The organism is Streptomyces purpurogeneiscleroticus (assembly GCF_020024005.1).
Taxonomy (GTDB): Bacteria; Actinomycetota; Actinomycetes; order Streptomycetales; family Streptomycetaceae; genus Streptomyces; species Streptomyces purpurogeneiscleroticus.
In genome coordinates this window covers 60,469-85,396 of sequence record NZ_NHSG01000364.1, presented here as the reverse complement: position 1 = coordinate 85,396, position 24,928 = coordinate 60,469, and the positions used below count along the sequence as shown (strand labels likewise).

19 protein-coding genes are annotated in these 24,928 nt (G+C 71.4%); 10 read left to right on the top strand and 9 right to left on the bottom strand.

Going from position 1 to position 24,928, the window contains the following annotated elements; genetic code table 11:
• Positions 1-108: 108 nt before the first annotated feature.
• Together CCS38_RS25670 and CCS38_RS25665 are read right to left on the bottom strand one after the other, a co-directional pair.
• On the bottom strand, positions 109-1,485 hold the full coding sequence (locus CCS38_RS25670; RefSeq protein ID WP_223735681.1) for an SWIM zinc finger family protein: 1,377 nt from the start codon (positions 1,483-1,485) through the stop codon (positions 109-111).
• The gene (locus CCS38_RS25665; RefSeq protein WP_223735680.1) at positions 1,482-4,448 is read right to left on the bottom strand and encodes an SCO1167/SCO6262 family helicase; all 2,967 of its coding nucleotides are present in this window, start codon (positions 4,446-4,448) and stop codon (positions 1,482-1,484) included. Before CCS38_RS25665 ends, CCS38_RS25670 begins: the two co-directional genes overlap by 4 nt.
• A 147-nt stretch (positions 4,449-4,595) precedes the next feature.
• Between CCS38_RS25665 and CCS38_RS25660 the strand changes: the two genes are divergently transcribed.
• Positions 4,596-4,778 (top strand): tail-anchor membrane protein, encoded by a 183-nt coding sequence (locus tag CCS38_RS25660; RefSeq protein ID WP_030612121.1) that lies wholly within the window; start codon positions 4,596-4,598, stop codon positions 4,776-4,778.
• Positions 4,779-4,882: 104 nt separating this feature from the next.
• Here CCS38_RS25660 and CCS38_RS25655 read toward each other — a convergent pair whose 3' ends face one another.
• Both CCS38_RS25655 and CCS38_RS25650 read right to left on the bottom strand, forming a co-directional pair.
• A complete protein-coding gene (locus CCS38_RS25655) occupies positions 4,883-5,689 on the bottom strand; it encodes a hypothetical protein (RefSeq protein WP_223735679.1) in 807 nt (268 codons plus the stop codon).
• A 127-nt stretch (positions 5,690-5,816) separates the two neighbouring features.
• Positions 5,817-6,128 carry a hypothetical protein gene (locus CCS38_RS25650; protein ID WP_223735678.1) on the bottom strand — a complete coding sequence of 104 codons (312 nt, stop codon included), beginning with the start codon at positions 6,126-6,128 and terminating at the stop codon, positions 5,817-5,819.
• Positions 6,129-6,224: 96 nt separating this feature from the next.
• On the opposite strand from CCS38_RS25650, the gene CCS38_RS25645 reads away from it, so the two are divergent.
• Complete coding sequence (locus CCS38_RS25645; protein ID WP_223735677.1) at positions 6,225-7,127, top strand: oxygenase MpaB family protein; 903 nt, start codon at positions 6,225-6,227, stop codon at positions 7,125-7,127.
• Between the two features lie 7 nt (positions 7,128-7,134).
• Here CCS38_RS25645 and CCS38_RS25640 read toward each other — a convergent pair whose 3' ends face one another.
• The gene (locus CCS38_RS25640) at positions 7,135-7,788 is read right to left on the bottom strand and encodes a class I SAM-dependent methyltransferase (protein WP_223735676.1); all 654 of its coding nucleotides are present in this window, start codon (positions 7,786-7,788) and stop codon (positions 7,135-7,137) included.
• 292 nt (positions 7,789-8,080) lie between these two features.
• Here CCS38_RS25640 and CCS38_RS25635 point away from each other — a divergent pair, with 292 nt between their 5' ends.
• The 5 genes from CCS38_RS25635 to CCS38_RS25615 all read left to right on the top strand — a co-directional run bounded on the left by CCS38_RS25635 (position 8,081) and on the right by CCS38_RS25615 (position 13,629).
• Positions 8,081-10,276 carry a sensor histidine kinase gene (locus CCS38_RS25635; RefSeq protein WP_223735675.1) on the top strand — a complete coding sequence of 732 codons (2,196 nt, stop codon included), beginning with the start codon at positions 8,081-8,083 and terminating at the stop codon, positions 10,274-10,276.
• Positions 10,276-10,698: a roadblock/LC7 domain-containing protein gene (locus tag CCS38_RS25630; protein ID WP_223735674.1), complete on the top strand. Its 423-nt coding sequence runs from the start codon at positions 10,276-10,278 to the stop codon at positions 10,696-10,698. The genes CCS38_RS25635 and CCS38_RS25630 overlap by 1 nt, the downstream gene beginning before the upstream one ends.
• A 269-nt stretch (positions 10,699-10,967) precedes the next feature.
• The gene (locus tag CCS38_RS25625; RefSeq protein ID WP_223735673.1) at positions 10,968-11,585 is read left to right on the top strand and encodes a GTP-binding protein; all 618 of its coding nucleotides are present in this window, start codon (positions 10,968-10,970) and stop codon (positions 11,583-11,585) included.
• Between the two features lie 174 nt (positions 11,586-11,759).
• The gene (locus CCS38_RS25620) at positions 11,760-12,167 is read left to right on the top strand and encodes a roadblock/LC7 domain-containing protein (protein ID WP_031054099.1); all 408 of its coding nucleotides are present in this window, start codon (positions 11,760-11,762) and stop codon (positions 12,165-12,167) included.
• 79 nt (positions 12,168-12,246) lie between these two features.
• Complete coding sequence (locus tag CCS38_RS25615) at positions 12,247-13,629, top strand: DUF6397 family protein (protein WP_223735672.1); 1,383 nt, start codon at positions 12,247-12,249, stop codon at positions 13,627-13,629.
• Here the strand turns inward: CCS38_RS25615 and CCS38_RS25610 are convergent.
• Together CCS38_RS25610 and CCS38_RS25605 are read right to left on the bottom strand one after the other, a co-directional pair.
• Positions 13,560-14,429, bottom strand: coding sequence for an acyl-CoA thioesterase (locus CCS38_RS25610; RefSeq protein ID WP_223735671.1), 870 nt, complete (start codon positions 14,427-14,429; stop codon positions 13,560-13,562). The genes CCS38_RS25615 and CCS38_RS25610 overlap by 70 nt on opposite strands.
• Positions 14,430-14,571: 142 nt before the next feature.
• Positions 14,572-17,085 carry a DEAD/DEAH box helicase gene (locus CCS38_RS25605; protein WP_223735670.1) on the bottom strand — a complete coding sequence of 838 codons (2,514 nt, stop codon included), beginning with the start codon at positions 17,083-17,085 and terminating at the stop codon, positions 14,572-14,574.
• Positions 17,086-17,239: 154 nt separating this feature from the next.
• Between CCS38_RS25605 and CCS38_RS25600 the strand changes: the two genes are divergently transcribed.
• Positions 17,240-18,031 carry a metal-dependent hydrolase gene (locus CCS38_RS25600; protein WP_223735669.1) on the top strand — a complete coding sequence of 264 codons (792 nt, stop codon included), beginning with the start codon at positions 17,240-17,242 and terminating at the stop codon, positions 18,029-18,031.
• 176 nt (positions 18,032-18,207) lie between these two features.
• On the opposite strand, the gene CCS38_RS25595 is transcribed toward CCS38_RS25600, so the two are convergent.
• Both CCS38_RS25595 and CCS38_RS25590 read right to left on the bottom strand, forming a co-directional pair.
• Entirely contained in the window at positions 18,208-19,989 is a 1,782-nt protein-coding gene (locus CCS38_RS25595) for an ABC transporter ATP-binding protein (protein WP_223735668.1), read from the bottom strand.
• Entirely contained in the window at positions 19,986-22,139 is a 2,154-nt protein-coding gene (locus CCS38_RS25590; RefSeq protein WP_223735667.1) for an ABC transporter transmembrane domain-containing protein, read from the bottom strand. Before CCS38_RS25590 ends, CCS38_RS25595 begins: the two co-directional genes overlap by 4 nt.
• Before the next feature lie 308 nt (positions 22,140-22,447).
• Between CCS38_RS25590 and CCS38_RS25585 the strand changes: the two genes are divergently transcribed.
• A complete protein-coding gene (locus CCS38_RS25585) occupies positions 22,448-23,227 on the top strand; it encodes a L,D-transpeptidase family protein (RefSeq protein WP_223735666.1) in 780 nt (259 codons plus the stop codon).
• 203 nt (positions 23,228-23,430) lie between these two features.
• Positions 23,431-24,894, top strand: a complete 1,464-nt coding sequence (locus tag CCS38_RS25580) for a cation:dicarboxylate symporter family transporter (protein ID WP_372457146.1) — start codon at positions 23,431-23,433, stop codon at positions 24,892-24,894.
• Positions 24,895-24,928: the final 34 nt, after the last annotated feature.

Here is a 24,928-nt window from a genome sequence, read left to right as displayed (position 1 = left end):
GATGTGGGCGATGTCGACGCATTTTCGGGCAGGGGGCGGGCCTTGAGGAGTCGCGCCCCTCGGAGCCTGTGTGCACCGAGAGGCTCCCCCTCCGGGCCCGCGTATTGCCTACCCCGTGTACGTCCCTTCCTCCGCCACGAGGGATGCGAGCACCGCCGCCGGGTCCTCGTCCGGCGGCCCCGAAGGCAGCCAGCGGCCCTGCTCCTTCCGGTACGGCCACCAGCGGCCGTCCCGCCCCAGCCGCAGCTGCGCGTCGCCGCCGACGACCGTCCACCGGTTGCGGGTGACCCGGAACCGGGGCCGGTCCGCCTCGTCCGCCCAGGCGGCGGCCAACCCCGTGGTGGCATGGGCCAGAGCCTCGGCGTCCGGGGTCCACTCCTCCTCCAGTACCGCGAGTCCGGCCGGGCCGCCCTGCCGCCACGCCCGTACGGCCGCCGCCAGGCCCCTGGCGTCCCGCCCTGAGGCCGCCGCGAGCCGTTCGGCGACCGGCGCGGGCGGGCCGGCGGCCGCGAGCCGTACGTGGTCTTCAGCGAGCGTCGGCCCGCGCGCCGGCGGGGTGTCCGCGTGCCAGGTGGACAGCGCCTCGGTGAGCAGCCTCCTGGCCCGCTCCGCGGTGTCCCCGATGAGGAACTCCAGGGCCGGTAAGTCGACTCCGGGCGCAGGCGGGGTGCCGCCGCCCAGCGCGGGCGCGGTACCCGCCTCGCTCACCGGGGGCGGAGGCGGCGGCAGCGGCGGCAAGTCCTCCTGGGCCGCGAATGCCTCGGCCGCCGGCACACCGGTATCGGCGTCCGGCGCACCACCTGGCGTAGCAGTGCCCTCGTTGTCCTCATCCGGCGCGTACGCCTGTGCACGCGCCGCACTGCGCGCCTGGAGCTCGCCCAGTAGCTCCTCCTCACCGCGTCCGCGCAACAGGAGCAGCACGAACGGATCCTGGTCCAGCAGCCGCGCCATCTGATAGCAGAGCGCGGCCGTATGGGCACAGTGGTCCCATGCCTCGCAGCCGCAGGACGGCTCCAGATCGCCGATTCCGGGGAGCAGTTCGACGCCGGCCGCCGCCGCGTCCTCGACGAGCTGAGGCGGCATGTCACGGTCCAACAGCGCGGCGATGTGCCCCGCCCGGTCGGCGACCATGTCCAGGAACCGGTCCCAGTCCGCCGCGTCCAGCTCCTGGAGCAGCACGTCCGAACGGTGCGCGGTGCGGTCGCGGTCCTGGACGACGGCGGTGATTCGTCCCGGCCTCACGGACACCGCGCCCACCGCCCCCGCACGGGCGTGCCGGCGCCCCAGCTTCAGCTGCGCGTTGTCCAGCGCCGTGTCCTCCAGCGCTTTCAGCCACGCCTGCCCCCACCATGCGCGCGCGAAGCCGCCCCCACGGGCGGGCGGCAGCGCGGCGAAGGTCCGCTCGGACCGCCCTGTGTGCTTGTCGCCGTACGTGCCGTCGGTCTCGTCGTCGTACGCGCCCTCGGCGCCGTGGAAAACACTCATCGTTCGCCCCCTCGAAGCTCCACCAGGTCCGCCAGCTCCGCGTCGGTCAGCTCGGTGAGCGCGGCCTCGCCCGAGCCCAGTACGGCGTCCGCCAGCCGCTGCTTGCGGGCGAGCATGTCGGCGATCCGGTCCTCCACCGTGCCCTCGGTGATCATGCGGTGCACCTGCACCGGCTGGGTCTGCCCGATGCGGTACGCGCGGTCGGTGGCCTGCGCCTCGACAGCCGGGTTCCACCACCTGTCGAAGTGCACGACGTGCGAGGCGCGGGTGAGGTTCAGCCCGGTGCCCGCCGCCTTCAGAGACAGCAGGAAGACCGGCACGTGGCCGTCCTGGAAGCGGCGTACCAGTTCCTCCCGGCGCGCGACGGGTGTACCGCCGTGCAGCAGTTGGCTCGGCACGCCGCGCGCCGCCAAGTGCGCTTCCAGTAGCCGCGCCATCCGCACGTACTGGGTGAAGACGAGCACGCCGGCCCCTTCGGAGAGCAACGTGTCCAGCAGCTCGTCCAGGAGTTCCACCTTCCCCGACCGCTCCGCGAAGCGCCGCCCGCGCCCCTCCTCGACACCGTCCTCCTTGAGGTACTGCGCAGGGTGGTTGCAGATCTGCTTGAGCGAGGTCAGCAGTTTGACCACGAGGCCGCGGCGGGCGAAGCCGTCCGTGCCGGCGATGTCGGCGAGCCCCTCGCGCACCACCGCCTCGTACAGTGCGGCCTGCTCCCCGGTGAGGGCCACCGCGCGGTCGGTCTCCGTCTTGGGCGGCAGTTCGGGTGCGATGCCCGGGTCCGACTTGCGGCGGCGGAGCAGGAACGGCCGCACGAGCCGCGCCAGCCGCTCCGCTGCGGCGGGGTCGGCGCCGCCCTCGACGGCCTGCGCGTAGCGCGTGCGGAAGCGGCCGAGGGGGCCCAGGAGCCCCGGCGTGGTCCAGTCGAGGATCGCCCACAGCTCGGAGAGATTGTTCTCGACCGGGGTGCCGGTCAGCGCCACCCGGGCACCGGCCGGCAGCGTCCGCAGCTGCCGGGCGGTCGCGGAGAACGGATTCTTCACGTGCTGGGCCTCGTCGGCCACGACCATTCCCCAGCCGACGCCGGCCAGCTTCTCGGCGTCCACCCGCATCGTCCCGTAGGTCGTCAGCACGACCTCGCCGGCGGACAGATCCGCGAGGCTGCGCCGCTCCGCGTGGAACCGGCGCACAGGGATGCCCGGCGCAAACTTCTCGATCTCCCGCTGCCAGTTGCCCATCAGCGAGGTCGGGCAGACCACGAGAGTCGGGCCCGCGGTCTCCGGCGCGGACTGGCGGTGCAGATGGAGCGCGATCAACGTGATCGTCTTGCCCAGCCCCATGTCGTCTGCCAGACAGCACCCGAGGCCGAGCGACGTCATACGGTGCAGCCAGCCGAGGCCCCGCAACTGATAGTCGCGCAACGTCGCGGCGAGAGCGGGCGGCTGGGCAGGCGCGTCGTCCACCGGATGCTCCGGGTCGGCGAGCCGGTCGCGCAACTGCCGCAGCGGGCCGGATGCCTGTACCTCCACATGCTCGCCGCGGTCGCTCTCGACCGCCCCCGTGAGTGCTGCCCCGAGCGCATCCATGGGCGTGACCTTCCGGTCCCGGCGCTCGTGTGCGGTACGCAGCGCTTCGGGGGCGACGAGCACCCACTGGTCGCGCAGCCGCACCAGTGGCCGCCCGGCCTCCGCCAGCCGGTCCAGCTCCGCCCGGCTCAGCTCTTGCTCCCCGATGGCGAACCGCCAGCTGAACGACAGCAGCGCATCGACGGACAGCAGTGACGGCAGAGCGGACTCCGTACGGTCCGGCGCCGCCTCTGAAGGAGCCGCCTCCGGTGGGCCCACGACGGCACGCGTGGTGAGGCTGCGGGCGAGCTGCTTGGGCCAGTGGACCTGTACACCGGCGGCCGCGAGCGCCCGCGCGCCGGGTCCCAGCAGGTCGCCGATCTCCTCCTCGGCGAGCTCGAGAGCGTCCGGCACGGCGGCGGAGAGCAGCGGCTCCAGCGGTGCCCAGGCGGCGGCCGCCCGCCGCAGCGTCAGCAGCGTGTCCGTGCGGGCGCGCGCCCCGAAGGCACGCCCCGCCGGCGAGTCGCCCGCCCACACGTCGGAGACATCGGCGACCAGCGCCGGGTCGGTGAGGCTGTGCAACTGGAGTACGGCGGAGAAGCGTGCTGGGGCGGGTCCGCTGTCGGAGCCGAAGGCGCCTTCGTGGCCGTCCAGCCCGGTGACCTCGATACGGAGGGACAGGCGCACGCCGGCGTCGTGTCCCGCCGCCACGTCGGCCGCCCAGGCCCGCTGCTCGGGGATGTGCTGCGGCGTCTCCGCCGCGTAGGCGGGGCTGCCGAGGGCTGTCACGGCGGCGGGGGAGCGCGGCAGCCCGTCGGCCACGGCGTTCAGGAACGAGCGCAGCAGCCGCTCCTGTGCGGGCAGCCGAACCGGGTCGGTCCCCGGGAGCGGCGTGGCGTGCGCATACGGAGGCATGGCGGTTGCCAGCTCCCGTATGCGGGCGTTGTCCTCCGGTCCGAGCGGGCCGCAGCGCCAGGCGTCGTGCTCGTCGGCGCTCAGCCCGGGCAGCAGCCTGCCCCGCGCCACGAGGTACAGCGCGATCACCGAAGCGGCGCCCCAGAAGGCCGCGGCGGGGTGCGCGGCACGGGAGGCGCGTGCTCGGGTCAGTACGGGGAGCGCGGCGGCAACCGGCAAGAAGAGCGCGGGCACCTCCTGGGTGATCACCTGGCCTTCATCGGTGGGCAGGGCGACGGTCAGCCTCCCGTCGGACACGTCGCCCGCGTCCAAGCCGTTGGGCAGAGGCTCGCCCTCAGGCAGTGGCTGACCGCCGGGCAGCGGCTCGCCGTCGGGCCGCCAGAAGGCGATCCGTCCCTTGCGCGGCGGATCACCTGGCACGTACACGGCGGCGCACCGGGAGAGGCCGGAGAGCCGGTCGAGGGTGAGCGCAGGAAGTGCTGGCACGTGCCGACGACTCCTCAAGTTTGACTACTTGCCTTCGGAGCGGCCGAGGGTACAGCACGATCCGCGTCTGCGTGGAACCTCCGGGGCCGATCCGGCGTTCAATGGAAGACAGCGAACGCGGCATCCGCCGCGGAAAGGGCGTGAAGGATGTCCACACGTGCGAAGGTCGCCGTCGGCGGCGTGGCGGCAGGCGTGATCCTGCTGTGGCTGCTGCCGTTCTGGGCGGCGCTGCTGGTCATGATCGGGGTGCCCGCGATCGCGTATCTGACGCTGGACCCCTCGCAACGGCGGCGGCTGCGCCGCGTCACCCGCAAGGAGCTGGGCCGCTGAGCATTCCGGGCGCCCCGACGGTGCGGCCGGCGCCCGGGTGACCCGTGCGCAGTGCCACTGCGGCCGCGGCACGGCCGTGGTGCCGCCGTGTGCGGTGTGCTGCCTCAGGCCGGGCGGGCCGCCATCGCGTCCAGCGACTCCAGCAGTCCGGGCAGCTCCGGGCCGCGGCCCACGGGAAGGACCTCGCCCGGCTCGTCGTCGAGCAGGACGAAGGCGATGTCGTCGGTCCGGGCGACCATGCTCCAGCCCGGCCCGTCCACGCGCAGGGTCCGCGCCTCACCGGCGGCGAAGGACGAACGCACCCGCCCCGGCGGAGGAGGCTGCCGCACGTACTCACGCGCCTCGTCCAGCACCCGCTGCACCCCCGCGTGCGGCTTGGTGCCGGGATCGACGAACGTGACCTCGCCCTCGACCTGCTCGCGCCACGCCGCCCACTGCAGGGCGATCTCGTCCGCTCCGAGGCGCCGTTGGGCCGGCCCCCACTCCAGCGCGTCCGGAGGCGTCAGCGGCTCCGGATCGCCCTCCTCGGGCGCCGGGTCGTGCGGCGCCGGTACCCCGGGCGCCGCCACCGCGAGTGAGAGTGGCCAGCCCGGCAGCGCCGCGACGATGCTGTTCTCGTCGGGAGAGAGGTCGTACTCCATACCGCAGTCCCAGGCCGCTATCGCACAGGCGACCAGCGAGACGTCCTCGGTCGCGACGGTCCAGCGCGCGCCCCGACCGTCCTGGCCGAGCACCAGTCCGTAGCCCTCCTCGTAGGGCTCCAGGCGCAGCTTGGCGCAGACTTCGGGATAGTCGTCACCGAGCACGCTCGGGAACTGTCCGGGCGTCAGCAGCACCGCGGTCAGTACGAACAGCTGGTCGTCATCGCCGATGTCGCTGCCGTCGCCGACGGCGCCCTCCGTCGCGGACACTGGGCCTCCCACTCGTTCGCGGCCCGGGCAGGTGCCGACCGCACAGATCACGTCGTCGGCGCACCTTAATTGGCCGGACAGGCGATTGTCACGACTCGTGTGCCCGCTCGCGGTAATCGTGCGCGGCTCAGGCAGCCGGCAGGCTCAGCAGGTCTCTGGCCACTTCCTGCGGCGACTGGCGGCGCTCCCGCGACAGCGCGATCAGTGCCCGGCACGCCAGTTCGTTGATGCCGAAGGCGAGCGCTTCCGGGGACACCCAGTCCGCGGCCTCGGCGCTGCGGTCCTCGTCCCCTTCGGCGCACGCCGCCACATGGGTGGCCGCAGCCTCGAAGAGGTTGTGCGCGCCCTTCCTGGCCGGCTCCCGCTCCGGACGCGGCGGCCTCGGTCCGAACAGGCCATGGGCGAGACGGATCCGGAATCTGCGAAGGAGGTCGGTCATCATTCCCCCATGCCAGTAGAGAAGCGTGTGGAGTCTTTCAAGTCTCCCCTCTCCCCGTAGTGTTGGACCTTCGGCGACGAAAGGGACGGTGTTCTCGTGAGGCGTTACGACTTCCTCAAGGAGATTCAGCGGCTGGATCCTGAGCGCGACTTCCTGCGGATCTTCCGCATCACGGTGACGCATGAGTTCCCATGGGACATCACCAGAGCGCTTGAACTCGCCCTTTACCGCACGTATGCGGTGCCCAGCATCGGCCGTCTGCTCGCGGAGACCGCGGAGCTTACGGAGCGTACGCAAAAGCGCTACGACGACACCGCGCTCCTTCTGGACTCGGTCGTCGAGCACGGCTTCGAGACCGAGGGCGGCCGCACGGCCATCCGGCGCATGAATCAGATGCACCGCAGCTACGACATCAGCAACGACGACATGCGCTATGTGCTGTGCACGTTCGTGGTCGTACCGAAGCGCTGGATCGACCAGTACGGCTGGCGGCGGCTGAGCGAGCACGAGAAGAGTGCGATGGCGGCGTACTACAGAACGCTCGGCAAGCACATGGGCATCACCGATCCGCCCCGGACCTACCAGGAATTCGAACGCTACATGGACGACTACGAACATGAGCACTTCGGCTGGGACGAGGGCGGCAGACGTGTCTCGGATGCCTCGCTCGACCTGATGGCCGGGTGGTACGGGCCGCTGGCCCCCGTAGTGCGCGCCGCGAGCACGGCCCTCCTGGACGACGCACTGCTGGACGCGTTCCGCTACGACCGGCCACGCCCGGCAGTACAGGCCGCCGTACGGGGCACACTGCGCCTGCGTGCCAAGGCCGTCCGTCTGATGCCGCCGCGTCGTACCCCGCACTACGCTCGGCAGAACCCGGAGATCAAGGGTTACCCGAACGGTTACCGTATCGCCGACCTCGGCACCTTCCCCAAGGGCCGGCAGGGCACCGTCGGCTGCCCGGTGCCGCACGCCGCTGCGGAACCGGGCCACCGCTGACGCGAGGTCACCCTCGGCGCACGGCCAGTGCCAGGTAGCGCGCGTCCTCGTCCACGTACTGGACGAGGTCCCAGCCGCTGCGTGCCAGCATCGGCCGGAGATTCGGCTCCGCCCGTAGGTCGTCCGGGGTGAGCGGTCGCCCCTTACGGGCGGCGAGGGCGGTCCGGCCGATCGGGTGGAAGAGCGCCAGCCGCCCTCTGGGCCGTACGACCCTGGCCAGTTCGGCGAGGTCGTGCGGCGGATCGGCGAGGTGGGAGATCAGCCCGGCCGCGAAGACCGCGTCCAGGGCGCCGTCCCGCACCGGCAGCGCGGAGACGTCCGCGAGCAGCAGGGCCGCCTCGGCGCCCCGCCCGGCCCGTACAGCCTCCTCCAGCATCTCCGGCGTGAGGTCGGCCCCGAACACCGTCCCGGAAGGCCCCACGGCGGCACGCAGCGCGGGCAACGCCCGTCCGGTGCCGCATCCGGCGTCCAGTACGCGATCGCCCTCCCGCAGGCCCAGCTCCGCGACCCCTGCCGCGTACGCCGGCCCGTCGTCGGGGAAGCGGCTGTCCCAGTGCCGTGCCCGCTGCCCGAAGAACTCGCGCACGTGGTGCGGCTGGTGGCCGAGCCGGTCGCGGGGGCCGGCGCCGTCGGCAGGGGTGCTATCGCTGAATTCGTTCATGGTGACGCATGATCCCCCATCGGCCGGGACCCGTACGGTTCTGATCCCGCAACGACCGGAACATCCGCAGGGCGCGCAGGTTCGGGCGCTGGCCGGTCGGGCGTCGGCACCGCGCCGCCAAATGCCAGCACTTCCGGACTGAACGTCCGATGAGCGGCTCCGACGCGGCTAGCGTCCCGTGGCCATGGGACACCTGGACCATCCTCCCGGCCCCGAGAGCCCGGATTCGTCGGGCCCACGGGGCCGTGGAGCGCACGCCGAACGGGGTAGCCGCATCCTCCGCCCCCGTACGGTGTGCGCCCGCATCGCCTGCCTGCTCGCGGTCCCCGTCGTGGCACTGCTCGTCCTCTGGGGCTCGGCGACCGTCACCGCCGTACAGGACGCTGTGGCAGCGCGGCAGGCGCAGCGCATCGAGGACGAGGTCCGTGCACCCGTGTACGAGGTGGTGCGGGCTCTCCAGGAGGAACGCCGGGCCACCGTCGGGTACTTGGCGGACCCCACTCGGGCGCGCAAGGAGGCCCTCGAAGCGCGCAGCAGGGAGACGGAGCAGGCCGCCACCCGGTTGCGGCAGGACGGGCGGCGCACAGTGGCCGAGACCGGGCAGCTTCCGGCCCGCACGGCCGACCGCCTGACGGACCTCACCACCGCACTCGACGCGCTCCCGGAGCAGCGCCGGCTGACGACGGAGCGCTCCCTCACCTGGCAGCAGGCGTATGGCCCCTACACGGCGGCGATCGCCTCGGCCTTCACCTTCAGCGGAGCGCTGAGCGGCCCTACGGAGGGAACGCGGCTTGTGGGGGAACTGGGGCGCGCCCGTGAACTGCTCGCCCAGGAGGACGCCGTTCTCACGGCCGCCGACCTCACCGGAACGCTCGACAAGGACCGGCAGCGGTCGTTCTCCAGTATCGTCGCGGCGCGGCGCCTCATGGAGCGCATCGCCACCGAGGACCTGCCGGCACCCGTGGACGCGACCTGGCGCACGCCGGCCACCGGTCGCGCGCACGCGAACGTCCGCGCCATGGAGAACGCGGTGAGCGCCGCCGCCCCCGGCCGCGACGCGGCGCAGGCGGCGCCCGGTGCCCGCTGGCGCACCTCGTACGAGGATCTGCGGCGCGAACTGCACGGCATCGAGAAGGAGATTGCCGCCGACGCCGTACGCCGCCCCGGCCCGGTCGTGTACGGGGTCTCGCCGTCCACTGCGGCGGCTGTCGGCATCGGGTTCGTCGCCCTCGTGCTCTCCTCGGTCGTCGCCGTACGGATCGGCCGCGGACTGGCCAGGGAACTCACCGCTCTGCGTGACGATGCGCTCGGCATCGCCCGGCGCGAACTCCCCGAAGCGCTGCGTGCGGCGCGTGCCGGCCGACAGGCCAATACCCCCACCGCTCCCGGGACGCCGCTCGCCGCTGACGAGATCACACAGGTCCGCGCTGCTCTGGACGGCGTGCACCGGGCAGCGCTGGACGCGACTGTGGAACGGGCCGGACCGGCCGACGGCATCAGTGGTGTCTGTGTGAACCTCGCCCGCCGCAGCCAGGTCCTCCTCCACCGCCAGCTCGCCCTCCTGGACAGCATGGAACGCCGCTCCCAGGACCCGGCCGAACTCGGCGACCTCTTCCGGCTCGACCACCTCACCACCCGTATGCGGCGTCATGCCGAGAGCCTGCTCATCCTCTCGGGCGCCGCTCCCGGACGCGCCTGGCGGTCGCCGGTGCCGCTCACGGACGTGGTGCGCGCGGCGGTGTCGGAGATCGAGGACTATGCGCGCATCGAGGTGCGGCGCCTCCCCACGGGCGCGATCCCGGGTGGTGCGGTCGCGGAGCTGACCCACCTACTGGCCGAGCTCATCGAGAACGCCGCACAGTTCTCACCGCCGCACACCAAGGTGCGGGTGCAGGGCGAACAGGTCGGCACCGGGCACGTGCTGGAGATCGAGGACCGTGGCCTGGGCATGGACGAGGCGGCACGGGACGAGGCGAACCGGCGCATCGAGGAGGCCGCCTCGCTCGACCCGTTCGACGGCGACCGGCTGGGGCTCATCGTGGTCAGCCGGCTGGCTGCCCGACACGGCGTACGCGTCGTCCTGCGCGCCTCGCCGTACGGAGGCACGACGGCGGTGGTACTCCTGCCGAACACCCTGGTACACGAGGCCACGCCCCCTGTACGGAGCGCCCCGACCGGCCCGCCCCAGGACGCGCCCCTGGAGCGGGTACGCGCGCACCTCGAACGCCGGACCGGACGCGCAGTGGAGCCACCGGCAGACGCAGCCATGACGGCCGTGTCCGATGGCGCGGCCCCGTCCGACGGCACGGACGGGCTTCCGCGCCGCATACGGCAGCGCAGCCTCGCCGTTCAGCTGCGCCAGCCGCCCCCTACCGGGGCGGACACGCCACCCGAGGCGGAGCCCCCGCTCGTCCCGGAACAGGCACGCACCCGTATGACTGCCTACCGCCACGGCTGGATCCGCGGCTCCACGATGGGAGAACCCTGATGCACGAGGAACGAGCGAGCGGCACACCACCGCGTCCCCGGAGCGGCCTCGACTGGCTGCTGGACGACCTGGCCGCCCGGGTGCCGGAAGTCCGGCATGCCGTGCTGCTCTCCGGCGACGGCCTGGTGACCGGGACCTCGGGCTCGCTCCCTCGGGAGGACGCCGACCACCTGGCGGCCGTGGCCTCCGGCTTCCACGGCCTGGCCAAGGGCACAGGGCGCCACTTCTCCTCGGGAAGGGTGCGTCAGACGGTGGTGGAGATGGACAACGGCGTCCTGTTCGTCGCCGCGGCCGGAGACGGTTCGTGCCTGGCGGTGCTCAGTACCGCGGTGGCCGACATCGGGATGATCGCCTACGAGATGGCCCGGCTCGTCCGGCGCGTGGGCGAACACCTGCGTACACCGCCGCGCTTCACCACATGAGCGACGCGTGATGCCACGGGACAGCGTGCACCGCGGCCGCAGCCGTCCGCCGCAGCGGTGATCCAGTTCACCGAATCGCCCCGCGTGATGACGCGAGAGGGATTACGGTCCTGACCGTAACCGCCGGGCACCGCACATCGGCCCACCGGACCGCTCCGGTCACCCCGTCCGGCACCGGCGTGACCGGGCCCCGGCACCCCTGAACGCGTCCGTCCCTCACTTGCGCGCTCGCCCCGAGTGCGCACACCGCATTCTGGAGGACAGTACCGATGGTTTCCGCGGATTCCGTGCACCCCGGAACGGTGCAGGACGAGCCCGAGATGGCCCTCAAGATCCTGATAGCGGGTGGCTTCGGAGTCGGCAAGACGACACTGGTCGGCTCGGTGAGCGAAATCCGCCCGCTGCGCACGGAGGAGTACCTCACCGAGGTGGGGGAGGGCGTCGACGACATCCGCGGTGTGGTCGGCAAGAGCACCACCACGGTGGCGATGGACTTCGGCAGAATCACCATAAGATCGGGCCTGTCGCTGTACCTCTTCGGAACCCCCGGGCAGGAGCGCTTCTGGTTCCTGTGGGACGACCTCTCCGAAGGCGCCCTGGGAGCCGTCGTCCTCGCGGACACCCGCAGACTGGCGGACTGTTTCCCTGCGGTGGACTACTTCGAGAACCGCCGGGTGCCGTTCCTCGTGGCCGTCAACTGCTTCCCCGGAACGCGCTCCTACGGCGCGGACGACGTGTCGCGGGCACTGGACCTGGACGGCGGTACGCCGGTGCTGCTGTGCGATGCGCGCGACCGGGACTCCGGGAAGGAAGTACTGATCCGGCTGGTCGAGCACGCAGGGCGCATGCACACGGCCCGCCTCCTGGACACCGTGAGCCGCCCTTAGGCTCCGAGGCCCGCGACCGGGCCAGGAGTCAGTCCACGGTCCCCGCCATGGCCGGCGCCTGTCGAGCCGGGGCGCTTGCCGAGAACGCCGAGGTGAGCGAGGCTGGCACAGCGGTGCGCGACACATGGCACTGCCGACCGGTAGGTAGCACGGTGTTACGGGGAGGAAGCGGGAATGGCACTGAGCAGCGGACTGGACTGGCTGCTGGACGACCTGACACGGCGCGTCGATCAGGTACGGCACGCCCTCGTGCTCTCCAACGACGGTCTGGTCACCGGGGCGAGCGAGGGGCTGGTACGGGAGGACGCCGAGCACCTGGCCGCGGTCGCCTCCGGACTGCACAGTCTGGCCAAGGGATCCGGGCAGCAGTTCCGGGCGGGCCGGGTGCGGCAGACCATGGTCGAGTTCGATGACGGGGTGCTGTTCGTGACGGCGGCGGGCGACGGCAGTTGTCTGTGTGTGCTGGCCGAGGCCGACTCCGATCTGGGGCAGATCGCGTACGAAATGACGTTGTTGGTGAACCGGGTCGGGGAACATCTCGGCGTCGCGGTGCGTCAGCCGGAAAGTTATCCACAGGTCTGAGGCGGCGGTTGACCCGCTGTCACACTCCGCGGCTACAGTCGTGACTGTCAGTGATTGAACTGTAGCGGGGGAGTGCGACATGACCGCGATGTACGACGGTTCCGAGACGCTCGCGATGGGGCGGGCGGCTCGTGAACTAGGACTGAAAACAGGCGAGTTCGAGCTCGCCACGCAGCTCGAGGAAGTGATGACGGTCCTGCCGGGGCCGGGCGCCGCGCCCGGCCGACGGCGGGTGCCGGCGGCGGAGGTCGAGCGGCTGCGGGAGGAAGAGGGATTCCCGGACACGTTGCGTGAGCGGATCCGCGTCGTCGGCGCGGCGGAGGGTGCCGAGCTGCTGGGCATCGCTCCCGGCAGGTTCCTGCGTCTGGCCCGGGCGGGCTGCTTCGGCCCTGTCCGCTTTTATGTGAACCGCTACGGCGCGATCGTGTGGCAGTACCTCGCAACAGAGCTCGAGGCTTTCGCGGGCAGAGAATGCAGCCTCATCCACGGGCCCACACCGCCGCCGATGCGCGAGCTGCTGACCCGCGGACAGGACTGGCGGGGCAGGCTGTGGCGGAGTCGGCGGGTGGCACAGCTCGTGGAGGAGGCGGACGGCTCCTGGGCGGTCTCGGCGGTAATCGCCGCCGTACTGCCGCCGGAAGAGCTGGCATCGCTGGTCAGGGACCCGGCGGAGCGAGCCTGGCTGCGCAAGCTGAGGCCACGCCTGTCGTCGGCCGGGGCGAACACGACCCGTACCCGTGAGGCGGTCGAACGCGCCGAGACGGCCGAGGAGTTCGATGAGGTGATGTGGTACCGCATCAGCCTCTCCCGGCAACTGGACGCGGCCCGCCAGGAACACCCGGCACCGCCCCTGTCCCACCCCGGCGCCGCCCCTTCCACGGCGAGCCCTGGGACTGCGAGCCGCGCGGGAGCGACCGATCGCGGCAACGCGTCATCTCCCGCCGGCCCCGCCGAAGCGCCGGTCCACAAGCTCGCCGGTGCCAACGGTTCCGGTGGAGTACCGAGCGACGAGAAAGCCACGCCCCGCGGCCCCGATGTAGCGCCGCCCCACGAGGAAACCGCGCCCGACAGCCCCAACGGGGTACCAAGCAGGGAGATGACAGTGCCCCACGGCCCCGGTGGCGCACTCGCCCCCGAGGCAGCCGCACGCCGCGCTCGCCTCATCCGCGCACGGACAGGCACCCCGACCCCCTCCCGCACTCGGCCGAGGACAGCGGCTACCGGCGGCGTTCCGCCTCGGTCCGGCACCGACAGGCCGGGCTCGTTGTTCGCCCGGCGACGGGCTGCAAGGACCGGTGAGGCGGCCGGACCGTCCCCGGCCCGGCCGTCGACCGATCGGCCCGGCGCGCCCCCGCCCGGTCGCGGCCGCGGTTTCGCCGGCCGCTCTCGCCCTCAGTCGCCGAGCTTGCGGAAGAGCCCTTCCTGGACGACCGAGACGAGCAGCCTGCCCTCGCGGTCGTAGATACGGCCACGGGCCAGGCCCCGGCCGCCGGTGGCGATCGGCGACTCCTGGTCGTAGAGGAACCACTCGTCCGCGCGGAACGGCCGGTGGAACCACATCGCATGATCCAGAGACGCCATGTCGAACCCGCGCGGACCCCACAGGGGCTCGACCGGGATGCGCACGGCATCCAGCAGCGTCATGTCGCTGGCGTACGTCAGCGCGCAGGTATGGACGAGAGGGTCGTCCCCCAGCGGCCCGACCGCCCGCATCCACACGGCACTGCGCGGCTCCGCCCCCTCGATCTCCTCCGGCTTCCACCGCAGGCGGTCGACATAGCGGATGTCGAAGGGCTGGCGCCGGGCCATCCGTTCCAGCGCCTCGGGCAGTCCGCCGAGGTGCTCGCGGACCTCCTCGGCGACCGTCGGCAGGTCCTCGGGAGCCGGTACGGCCCGGTTGATCGGAAGTTGATGCTCGAAGCCCGGTTCGGGCTTGTGAAAGGAGGCGGTCAAGTTGAAGATCGTGCGCCCCTGCTGGACGGCCACGACCCGGCGCGTGGTGAAGGAACGCCCGTCACGCACCCGCTCGACCTGGTACACGATCGGCACCCCGGGCCGCCCCGGCCGCAGGAAGTACGCGTGCAGCGAGTGGACCGGCCGGTCGCCTTCCGTGGTCCGTCCGGCGGCCACCAGCGCCTGCCCGGCGACCTGGCCGCCGAAGACCCGCTGCAGAGATTCCTGGGGGCTGCGGCCGCGGAAGATGTTCACCTCGATCTGTTCCAGATCGAGCAGGTCGACCAGCTTTTCCGCCGGATTGGTCATCTACGGGCGTCCTTCATCAGTGTCGGAGATGAGTCGGGGCAGAGGCGCTCGGCCGGCACGAGACCCACGGTGGGACCTGAGCAGGCGCCCACGGCCGGAACCGGACGGGCGCCCACAGTCGGTACCGAGCAGGCTTCCATGCTCAGAGCTGGCCCACCGAGGTGACGCGCACGACCGCACGCCCCTCCTCGTCCGAGGCGGCGAGATCCACCTCGGCGGAGATGCCCCAGTCGTGGTCGCCCTTCGGGTCGGCGAACGTCTGCCGGACCCGCCACAGTCCGTGCGCGGGGTCCTCCTCGATCTGCAGGAGCTTGGGGCCGCGCGCGTCGGGGCCGGTGCCCAGGTCTTCGTACTCGTCCCAGTAGGCGTCCATCGCGTCCGCCCAGGCGTCCTCGTCCCACCCGGAGTCGGCGTCCAGCTCGCCCAGCTCCTCGACCTTGTCCAGCGCCGCGAGCTCGACCCGGCGGAACATCGCGTTGCGGACGAGCACCCGGAAGGCGCGGACGTTGGTCGTGACCGGCTTGACCTCGTCCGCGTGCTCCATGGCCTCCTCGGCCGTCTCCGCCTCGGGGTTGGCGAGCTGTTCCCACTCGTCCAGGAGGCTGGAGTCGACCTGGCGGACCATCTCGCCGAGCCACGCGATGATGTCCTCGAAGTCCTCGGACTTCAGGTCGTCGGGCACGGTGTGGTCCAGGGCCTTGTACGCGCTCGCGAGGTAGCGCAGCACGATGCCCTCGGTCCGGGCAAGCTCGTAGAACGAGACGAACTCCGTGAAGGTCATGGCCCGCTCGTACATGTCGCGGATGACCGACTTGGGCGACAGCGGGTGGTCGCCGACCCAGGGATGACTGCGCCGGTAGAGGTCGTAGGCGTGGGAGAGCAGCTCGTCCAGCGGCTTGGGGTACTCGACGTCCATGAGGCGCTCCATGCGGTCCTCGTATTCGACGCCGTCGGCCTTCATCTGGGCGACCGCCTCGCCCTTGGCCTTGTTCAGCTGCGCGGCCAGGATCTGCCGCGGGTCGTCCAGGGTGGACTCCACGACCGAGACCATGTCGAGCGCGTAGGAGGGCGACTCGGGGTCGAGCAGGTCGAAGGCGGCCAGTGCGAACGTGGACAGCGGCTGGTTGAGCGCGAAGTCCTGCTGCAGGTCCACGGTGAGCCGGACGATCCGGCCCTCGGCGTCCGGCTCGTCCAGGCGCTCCACGATCCCGCCGTCCAGCAGCGAGCGGTAGATGGCGATGGCCCGCCGGATGTGCCGCAGCTGGTTCTTGCGCGACTCGTGATTGTCCTCCAGCAGGCGGCGCATGGCCTCGAAGGCGTTGCCGGGCCGGGCGATCACGGAGAGCAGCATCGCGTGGGTGACGCGGAAACGGGAGGTCAGCGGCTCCGGCTCGGAGGCGATCAGCTTTTCGAAGGTGTTCTGACCCCAGTTGACGAAGCCCTCGGGCGCCTTCTTCCGGACGACCTTCCGGCGCTTCTTCGGGTCGTCGCCCGCCTTCGCGAGCGCCTTCTCGTTCTCGATGACGTGCTCAGGCGCCTGCGCGACGACGAAGCCCGCGGTGTCGAAGCCGGCCCGTCCGGCCCGCCCGGCGATCTGGTGGAACTCCCGGGCCCGCAGAGTACGCACCCGGCTCCCGTCGTACTTGGTCAGCGCGGTGAACAAGACTGTACGGATCGGGACATTCACGCCGACGCCGAGCGTGTCCGTCCCGCAGATCACCTTCAGCAGACCCGCCTGGGCCAGCTTCTCCACCAGACGCCGGTACTTGGGCAGCATGCCGGCGTGGTGCACGCCGATCCCGTGCCGCACGTACCGCGAAAGGTTCTGCCCGAACTTGGTGGTGAAGCGGAAATTGCCGATCAGCTTGGCGATCTCGTCCTTCTCGGCCCGCGTGCACATGTTGATGCTCATCAGCGCCTGCGCCCGTTCCACGGCCGCGGCCTGCGTGAAGTGCACGATGTAGACCGGCGCCTGGTGCGTCTCCAGCAGCTCGGTCAGCGTCTCCGTCATCGGTGTCGTGCGGTACTCGTAAGACAGCGGCACGGGGCGCGTCGCGGAGCGGACGACCGAGGTCGGGTTGCCCGTACGCCGGGTCAGGTCCTTCTCGAACATCGAGACGTCGCCGAGCGTCGCCGACATCAGGATGAACTGGGCCTGCGGCAGCTCCAGCAGCGGAATCTGCCAGGCCCAGCCGCGGTCCGGCTCGGCGTAGAAATGGAACTCGTCCATCACGACCTGGCCGACGTCGGCGTCCCTGCCGTCCCGCAGCGCGATCGAGGCCAGCACCTCGGCGGTGCAGCAGATGACGGGTGCGTCGGCGTTGACGGAGGCATCGCCGGTGAGCATGCCGACGTTCTCGGTGCCGAAGAGCTTGCACAGGTCGAAGAACTTCTCGGAGACCAGCGCCTTGATGGGGGCGGTGTAGAAGGTGACCTGGTCCTTGGCCAGGGCGGTGAAGTGCGCGCCCGCCGCGACCAGGCTCTTACCGGAGCCGGTGGGGGTGGACAGGATGACGTTCGCCCCCGAGACCACCTCGATCATTGCCTCTTCCTGGGCAGGGTAGAGCGAGATGCCCTGCTGCTCGGCCCAGGTCGAAAAGGCTTCGAAGAGGGCATCGGGGTCGGCGTCGTTCGGCAGATGATCGATGAGGGTCACGCCCCCATACTGCCTTCCTTCACCCCGGAAGCGGGAACCGGCGGGTTCTGCGGTGATCATCGGGCGCTACGCTGTGTCGCCGACCACACGTCACCGGCGCGCGAACGCATGTCACCGGGGCGAGAACAAAGACGACAAGGGGTGGGGAACAACCATGATGGGACCGGCGCACTCGCTGTCCGGGGCCGCGGCCTGGCTGGGGGTGGGCGCGGCGGCCGGCGCCGCGGGGCACCCGATGCCCTGGCCGGTGGTTGTCGTCGGCGCGCTGATCTGTGCCGGTGCGGCCCTCGCCCCCGACCTGGACCACAAGGCGGCCACGATCTCGCGTGCCTTCGGCCCGCTGTCCCGGGCCCTGTGCGAGGTCGTCGACAACATCTCCGCCGCCGTCTACAAAGCCACTCGGATGAAGGGCGACGCACGCCGTTCCGGTGGTCACCGCACCTTGACCCACACCTGGCTGTGGGCGGTGCTCGTCGGCGCGGGCATGTCGGTCCTGGCCGTGCAGGGCGGCCGCTGGGCGGTGCTCGCCATCCTCTTCGTACACATGGTCCTCGCCATCGAAGGACTGCTGTGGCGAGCGGCGCGGGTCTCCAGCGATGTACTGGTGTGGCTGCTCGGCGCGGCTTCGGCGTGGATTCTCGCTGGAGTCCTGGACCAGCCGGGGAATGGCTCGCACTGGCTCTTCACGGACCCGGGCCAGGGGTACCTCTGGCTGGGGCTGCCGATCGTGCTGGGCGCGCTGGTGCACGACATCGGCGATGCCCTGACCGTCTCGGGCTGTCCGATCTTGTGGCCCATCCCGATAGGCCGCAAGCGCTGGTATCCGGTCGGTCCGCCGAAGGGCATGCGCTTCCGCGCCGGCAGCTGGGTGGAGCTGAAGGTCCTGATGCCGGTCTTCACCCTCCTCGGCGGCATAGGCGGCCTGACGGCTCTCGGCTTCTTGTAGCCGTTGGGCCCGGCGGCTGCGGTAAACCGGGCGACCGCAGTGCCCCGAGATTCCCGGGCATGCCGAGACCTCCGGGCATTCCGAGCTCCAGGAGCGCACCGAGCTCCCACCGGATTTCCCCGGCCGTGCTCTCCGGCGGCCGTCGGCCCCCGGAGAGCATGGGCAGGGCGAGTGGATCAGGCGTGCCAGGAGCGCCAGAGGGCGGCGTAGGGGCCGTCGGCGGACACCAGCGCGTCGTGGCTGCCGAGCTCGGTGATGCGGCCGTCCTCGACCACGGCGATGACGTCCGCGTCGTGGGCGGTGTGCAGCCGGTGGGCGATGGCGACGACCGTACGGCCGTCGAGCACCTTGCCCAGCGAGCGCTCCAGATGACGGGCGGCCCGGGGGTCCAGCAGCGAGGTGGCCTCGTCGAGGACCAGCGTGTGCGGGTCCGCCAGGACGAGCCGCGCCAGCGCGATCTGCTGGGCCTGCGCCGGAGTCAGGGCGTGGCCGCCGGAGCCGACCTCCGTGTCCAGCCCTTCCGCCAGCCCGCGTGCCCAGCCGTCCGCGTCCACCGCGCCCAGCGCGGCCCACAGCTCCGCGTCGTCGGCGCCCGTGCGGGCCAGCAGCAGGTTGTCGCGCAGGGAGCCCACGAAGACGTGGTGTTCCTGGTTGACCAGCGCCACGTGGGCGCGTACCCGCTCCGCCGGCATCCGGGACAGCTCGGCGCCGCCCAGGGTGATCTCACCCTTGCGCGGTGCGTAGATGCCCGCGAGGAGCCGGCCGAGTGTCGACTTGCCCGCGCCCGACGGACCGACGAGCGCCACGCGGCTGCCGGGCCGCACCTGCAGCGAGACGTCGTGCAGGACGTCGACGCCGGCGCGGTAGCCGAACCGCACCTCGTCGGCGTGGACGTGCCGGCCGTCCGGGGTGATCCGTTCGTCGGCCGCCTCGGGCTCGATCTCCCGCACGCCGACGAGCCGAGCGATCGACACCTGGGCGACCTGCAGTTCGTCGTACCAGCGCAGGACCATGCTGATCGGCTCGATCATCATCTGGGAGAGCAGCGCTCCCGTGGTCAGCTGGCCGAGCGTCATCCAGCCCTGCAGGACGAAGACACCGCCGAGCATCAGGACGGCACCGAGGTTGATGGTGTGGGTCGCGTTGATCACCGGGAAGAGGACCGAGCGGAGGTAGAGCGTGTACCGCTCCCACTGGGTCCACTCACGGACGCGCTGCTCCGACAGCCGGATGCGGCGGTCGCCGAGCCGGTGCGCCTCGATGGTGCGCCCCGCGTCGACCGTCTCGGTGAGCGCGGCGGACACCGCCGCGTAGCCGGCGGCCTCGGAACGGTAGGCGCTCGGCGCGCGCTTGAAGTACCAGCGGCAGCCCACGATCAGCAGGGGCAGCGGGACGAGTACGGACAGGGCGAGCGGCGGGGCGGTCACACCGAGCGCCCCGACCAGCAGCCCGATCCAGACCACGCCGATGGACAGCTGAGGAACAGCCTCGCGCATCGCGTTGGCCAGCCGGTCGATGTCCGTGGTGATCCGGGACAGCAGGTCGCCGGTGCCGGCCCGTTCGAGTACGCCGGGCGGCAGTCCGACGGACCGTACGAGGAAGTCCTCGCGCAGGTCCGCGAGCATCCGCTCGCCGAGCATCGCACCGCGCAGCCGGACCAGCCGCACGAACACCGTCTGGATGACCAGCGCGAGCACGAACAGGCCGATGGTGCGCTCCAGATGCAGGTCGCGCGCGCCGTCGGCGAGGTCCTCCACGAGGTCGCCGAGGAGATACGGGCCGACCATCGAGGCAACGACGGCGACGGCATTGACGGTAACGAGGAGGACAAATGCTTTTCGGTGGCGACGGATCAGCCCCGCGACGTAGCTGCGTACGGTCGCGGGAGAGCCGACAGGGAGAATGGTCGTGGTACGTGCGGCTTCCGGATCGTGCTCCGGCGGCGCCAGGCCGATCATGCCGTCTCCTCGATGGAGTCGAGCGCGCCCACGCGGGCGTGCGGTGGGGTGGCGGGCTCCGTGTCCCGCGGGACGTCCGCGGGGGCTCCGTGCGAGGTGCCCTGCGCTCCTTCGCGCGGGCCTGCGCCCGGGCCCTCACCCGTGTCTTCCCGCGGATCTTTCCGCGGGAGGGAGGCGTCGGCGGCCTGCTTTCGCGCACGTTCCTCGTCGGTTTCCCGGGTGACGACCGAGTGGTAGGCGGGGGAGGTACGGAGCAGGTCGCGGTGCGGGCCGACCGCGGTGACCTTACCTTCGGGCAGGAAGACCACCTGGTCGGCGCGGTCCAGTACCAGCGGGCTGGAGGTGAGGACGACCGTGGTGCGGCCGTCGCGCAGGGCGTGCAGACCGTCGGCGATCCGGGCCTCGGTGTGGGAGTCGACCGCGCTGGTCGGCTCGTCGAGTACCAGCACCTCCGGGTCGGTGACCAGCGACCGGGCCAGCGCCAGCCGTTGGCGCTGGCCGCCGGAGAGGGAGCGGCCGCGTTCGGTGATGCGGCTGTGCATCGGGTCGCCCGAGCCGTCGGTGCCGGACTGGGCGAGTGCGGCCAGTACGTCGTCGCACTGGGCGGCGGCCAGGGCCTTTTCAGCGGTGACGGCGCCGGAGGACGGCACGTCGAACAGCTCCTGCAGCGTTCCGGACAGCAGTACCGGGTCTTTGTCCTGGACCAGGACGGCCCGGCGGGCGGAGTCCCGTGGTACGTCGTCCAGGGGGACGCCGCCGAGCTCCACGGAGGGGAGAGTGACGCGCGCGGGAACGGCCGCGTCCGCCGCGGCCTCCCCGCGACCCTTCTCGCTGCCTTCACCCGTGGCGTTACCCACGCCTTCACCCGTGGCGTTACTCACGCCGTCCAGGCTGTCGCGGCTCGCATCAGCCGTATCGCCCGCGTCGCCCGCAGAGTTCGGCTCGCCCGGACCGTCGGCGGAGCGTTCGCCCCGCTCATCCCGTTCGTCCGGCTCGCCCGCCGGATGTCCGCCCAGACGTTCCGCCAGTCGGCCCGCCGCGTCCGGGTCGCCGCAGACCACCGCCGTGAGACGGCCAGCCGGGGCGAGCAGGCCGGTGGCCGGGTCATAGAGGTCGCCCCGAAGCGGGGCGTGGTCCGTGATGCGGCCGTCGGCCGGACGGCTGAGCGCGAGGACGCGGGCCGCCCGCTTCGCGGACGGCCGGGAGAAGGAATACGCCTGGGCGATCTCCTCGAAGTGGCGAAGAGGGTGGAGCAGGAAGGTGACCGCGCTGTACATGGTGACCAGCGCGCCGACCTCGATACGGCCGTCCAGGGCCAGCCGGGCGCCGTACCAGACGACCACGATCAGCAGCAGTCCGGGCAGCGCGACCTGGACGGCCGAGATCAGCGCCCACATCCGGGCACTGCGGACGGCGGCCCTGCGGACGTCCTGGGAGGCCGTGCGGTAGCGGCCGAGGAACAGCTCCTCGCCGCCGATGCCGCGCAGCACGCGAAGGCCCGCGACGGTGTCGGAGGCCAGTTCCGTGGCGCGGCCGGCCTTTTCCCGCTGTTCGTCGGCGCGCTGCGTCGCGCGCGGCAGCAGTGGCAGCACGGCGAGTGCCAGTACGGGTACGCCGATCGCGACCACGGTGCCCAGCGTGGGCTGGTAGATCACCAGGGCCACGCACACGCCGACCGTGGTCAGCGCGGCGGCCGAGAAACGGGAGATGGCCTCGACGAACCACCCGATCTTCTCCAGGTCGCCGGTGCTGACCGCGACCACCTCGCCGGCCGCGACCCGCCGGGTCAGGGCGGAGCCCAACTCCGCAGTCTTGCGGGCGAGCAGTTGCTGGATGCGGGCGACGGCGGTGATCCAGTTGGTGACGGCGGCGCGGTGCAGCATCGTGTCGCCGACCGAGACCAGTACGCCCAGGACGGCCATCAGGCCGCCCGCGAGGGCCAGTCCGGCGCCGGAGCGGTCGGCGACGGCCTGCACGGCGATGCCCACCGGCACAGGGAAGGAGGCCACGGCGCCGGTGTGCACCAGCCCCCAGGCCATGGCCTTGAACTGGCCGCCCAGTTGCCGGCGGCAGAGCCAGACCAGGAAGCGGCCGCCGGAACGGACGTCGGGGACACCCGGGTCGGGATGCGGTAGATCGCGAATCTGCATGACGTCCAAGCGTTTCGTCGGTTACGGAACCCGGACACGGTGCCCGGACAGGAGTCGGGCACGGAGTCCCGGCCGGAGAGCGGGTCGGGAGCCCGCCGGGCGTGGCAGACGCGGCGGAACAGGGCAGGGCTGTGCCGCTTGCGCCTGCGACAGGAGCAGGGCAGAGCCATGGAAGGTTGGCGTGGAATGGCCGGGATTTTCAATCGTTTTTCTGGCGGAACGCATGGATCGGGCCACGATGTGCGGTTCGGGGGCCGCGGTCCGCCTCGCCGGATGGGTCGGGATCGGGCAGTGCGACCATGTGAACCATGCGGAGTACAAGTAAGGCGGCCGTGCTGGTCGCCGCGGGGCTGGTCCTGGTGTCGGGTTGTGGCGGTGCCCGGAACGACGGCAAGGAAGCCGCCGGTCGTGCGGGGAAGCCCAGCGCCACGCCGTCGACGGGGCTGACGCGCATACCCGGAGTGGGGGAGAAGCTGCAGTCCCGCATCCCCGCCGATTCGCGGCAGGTGGTCGCGGTGTACGGCGACGGCGAGAACGCCACCACCTCGACGGTCGTGCTGTACACGAAGGGCAGTGACACCGAGGGCAGTGGCACAAAGGGCGGCGGCGCGAAGGGCGGTGACACGAAGGACGCCGGAAACACCTGGAGCCGGGAGCGTAGTTGGCAGGCGCACAACGGTAAGCGCGGCTGGACACTGCACCACCACGTGGGGGACAAGCGCAGTCCGGTCGGCGTGTACACGCTCTCGGACGCGGGCGGGGTGTTGCCCGACCCGGGTGCGAAGCTGCCGTACACCGCGTCCGCGGCCTTCACTCCGCCCGGGTACTGGGCGAAGCGGACCAGGCACGACTTCGACTACGTCATCGCCATCGACTACAACCGCGCGAAGGGCGTCTCGCCGCTCGATCCGACCCGGCCGGAGGGGGAGTCCAAGGGGGGTGGCATCTGGCTGCACATGGACCACGGGAGTGGTACGTCCGGCTGTGTGAGCCTGCCCAAGTCCGGCATGCGGTACCTGCTGCGCACGCTCGATCCCGGGCAGCACCCGGTCGTGGTCATGGGCGACAAGGCCCACCTGGAGGCATGAGCGCGTACCCCGGACGGTGACAGGTCCGGTGCCGGGCCGGCCCGTCACAGGTTGTTGTACCGGAGGTTACTTGGAGCAAGCTCCAAGATTTTCTTGGATGTAACACGTGCCTCTTCTGTGAGGCATGGGGCTCAGTCATAGTGACGGACCACGGAGAACGGAAATCCGTTTTCGCATCCCAGAATCCGTCCTAGGGAGTGCCCGTGCCGCACGCCACCGGATCGCTCGCTCGCCGAGCAGGCCGCATGCTGCGCACCAGTCTGTTCACGCAGGTCCTCGTCGCCCTGTTCATCGGAGTCCTCGTCGGACGGCTGTGGCCGGAATTCGGCTCAGCCGTCCAACCGCTCGGCGACGGCTTCGTCCGCCTCATCAAGGCGATGATCGCCCCGCTCGTCTTCTGCGTCGTCGTCGCCGGCATCACCAAGGCCGGTGACCTCAAGGCGTTCGGGCGGATCGGCCTCAAGGCGCTGATCTGGTTCGAGGTGGCGACCACCATCGCGCTCGTCGTCGGCCTGCTCGCGGGCAATGTCTTCGGGCCCGGCATCGGCATGAACGTCGACCCGGCGTCGCTCGACCAGAATGCAGTGGACGAGAAGACCGGCGGTGGGCATCTGCCGTCCACCTCGCAGTTCATCCTCGAGTCGCTGCCGGACAGCGCGGTCGGGGCGTTCGCCGAGAACTCGCTGCTCCAGGTCCTCGTCCTGTCCTGCCTGGTGGGTGCGGCGCTGCTGCACCTCGGGCAGACGAAGGTGCCGCAGATCCTGCCGTTCATCGAGCAGGCGCAGGAGGTCGTCTTCACGATCGTCGGCTACATCATGCGCCTCGCGCCGATCGCCGTCTTCGGGGCGACCGCGCACCTCGTGGGGGAGTACGGCCTCGGCGCGATGACGACGTACGCGAAGCTCATCGCGGTCTGTTACGGCGTCGCGCTGGCCTTCCTCGTGCTGCTGGGGCTCGCGCTCAAGGTCGTCACGGGGCTCAGCCTGTGGAAGTTCGTCCGCTACACCCGCGAGGAGCTGCTGCTGGCGCTGGGCACGGGCTCCAGCGAGACGGTGATGCCGCGCATGATGCAGAAGCTTCGTGCCGCGGGCTGCCGGGACGATGCCGTCGGGCTGGTCCTGCCGACCGGTTACTCCTTCAACCTCGACGGTGCATCGATTTATCTCTCCATCGGCACGCTCTTCATTGCGCAGGCGGTCGGTGTCGATCTGTCGATGGGTCAGCAAATCACCGTTGTGCTGGTGCTGATGCTGACCAGCAAGGGGATGGCGGGCGTGCCCGGTTCGGCGTTCCTGGCGCTGTCGGCCACCGCCTCCGCGCTCGGTGTCATCCCCGCGGCGGCGGTGGCGCTGCTGCTCGGCGTCGACCGGATCATGGACTCGATGCGGGTGGCGACCAACCTGCTCGGCAACTGTGTCGCGGTCTTCGCGGTCTCCCGCTGGGAGGGTGCCCTGGACCGCGTGACGGCGAAGAAGGTCCTCAACGGCGAGGTGATCGCCGCTCCGGTGGCGCCTGGTGTTCCGAAGGTGCCCGCCGTGCAGGAGGCGCCGGCCGCCTCGGACGGCGACGCCCCCAAGGTGTCCGCCGCCCCCAAGGTGTCCGCCGCCTCCGAGACACCCAATGCCCAAGACACACCCCATGCCCAAGGCACATCCGCCGAGAAGTGACCGCCGCGGAGTGACTCCTGGGGCTCGGCCGACA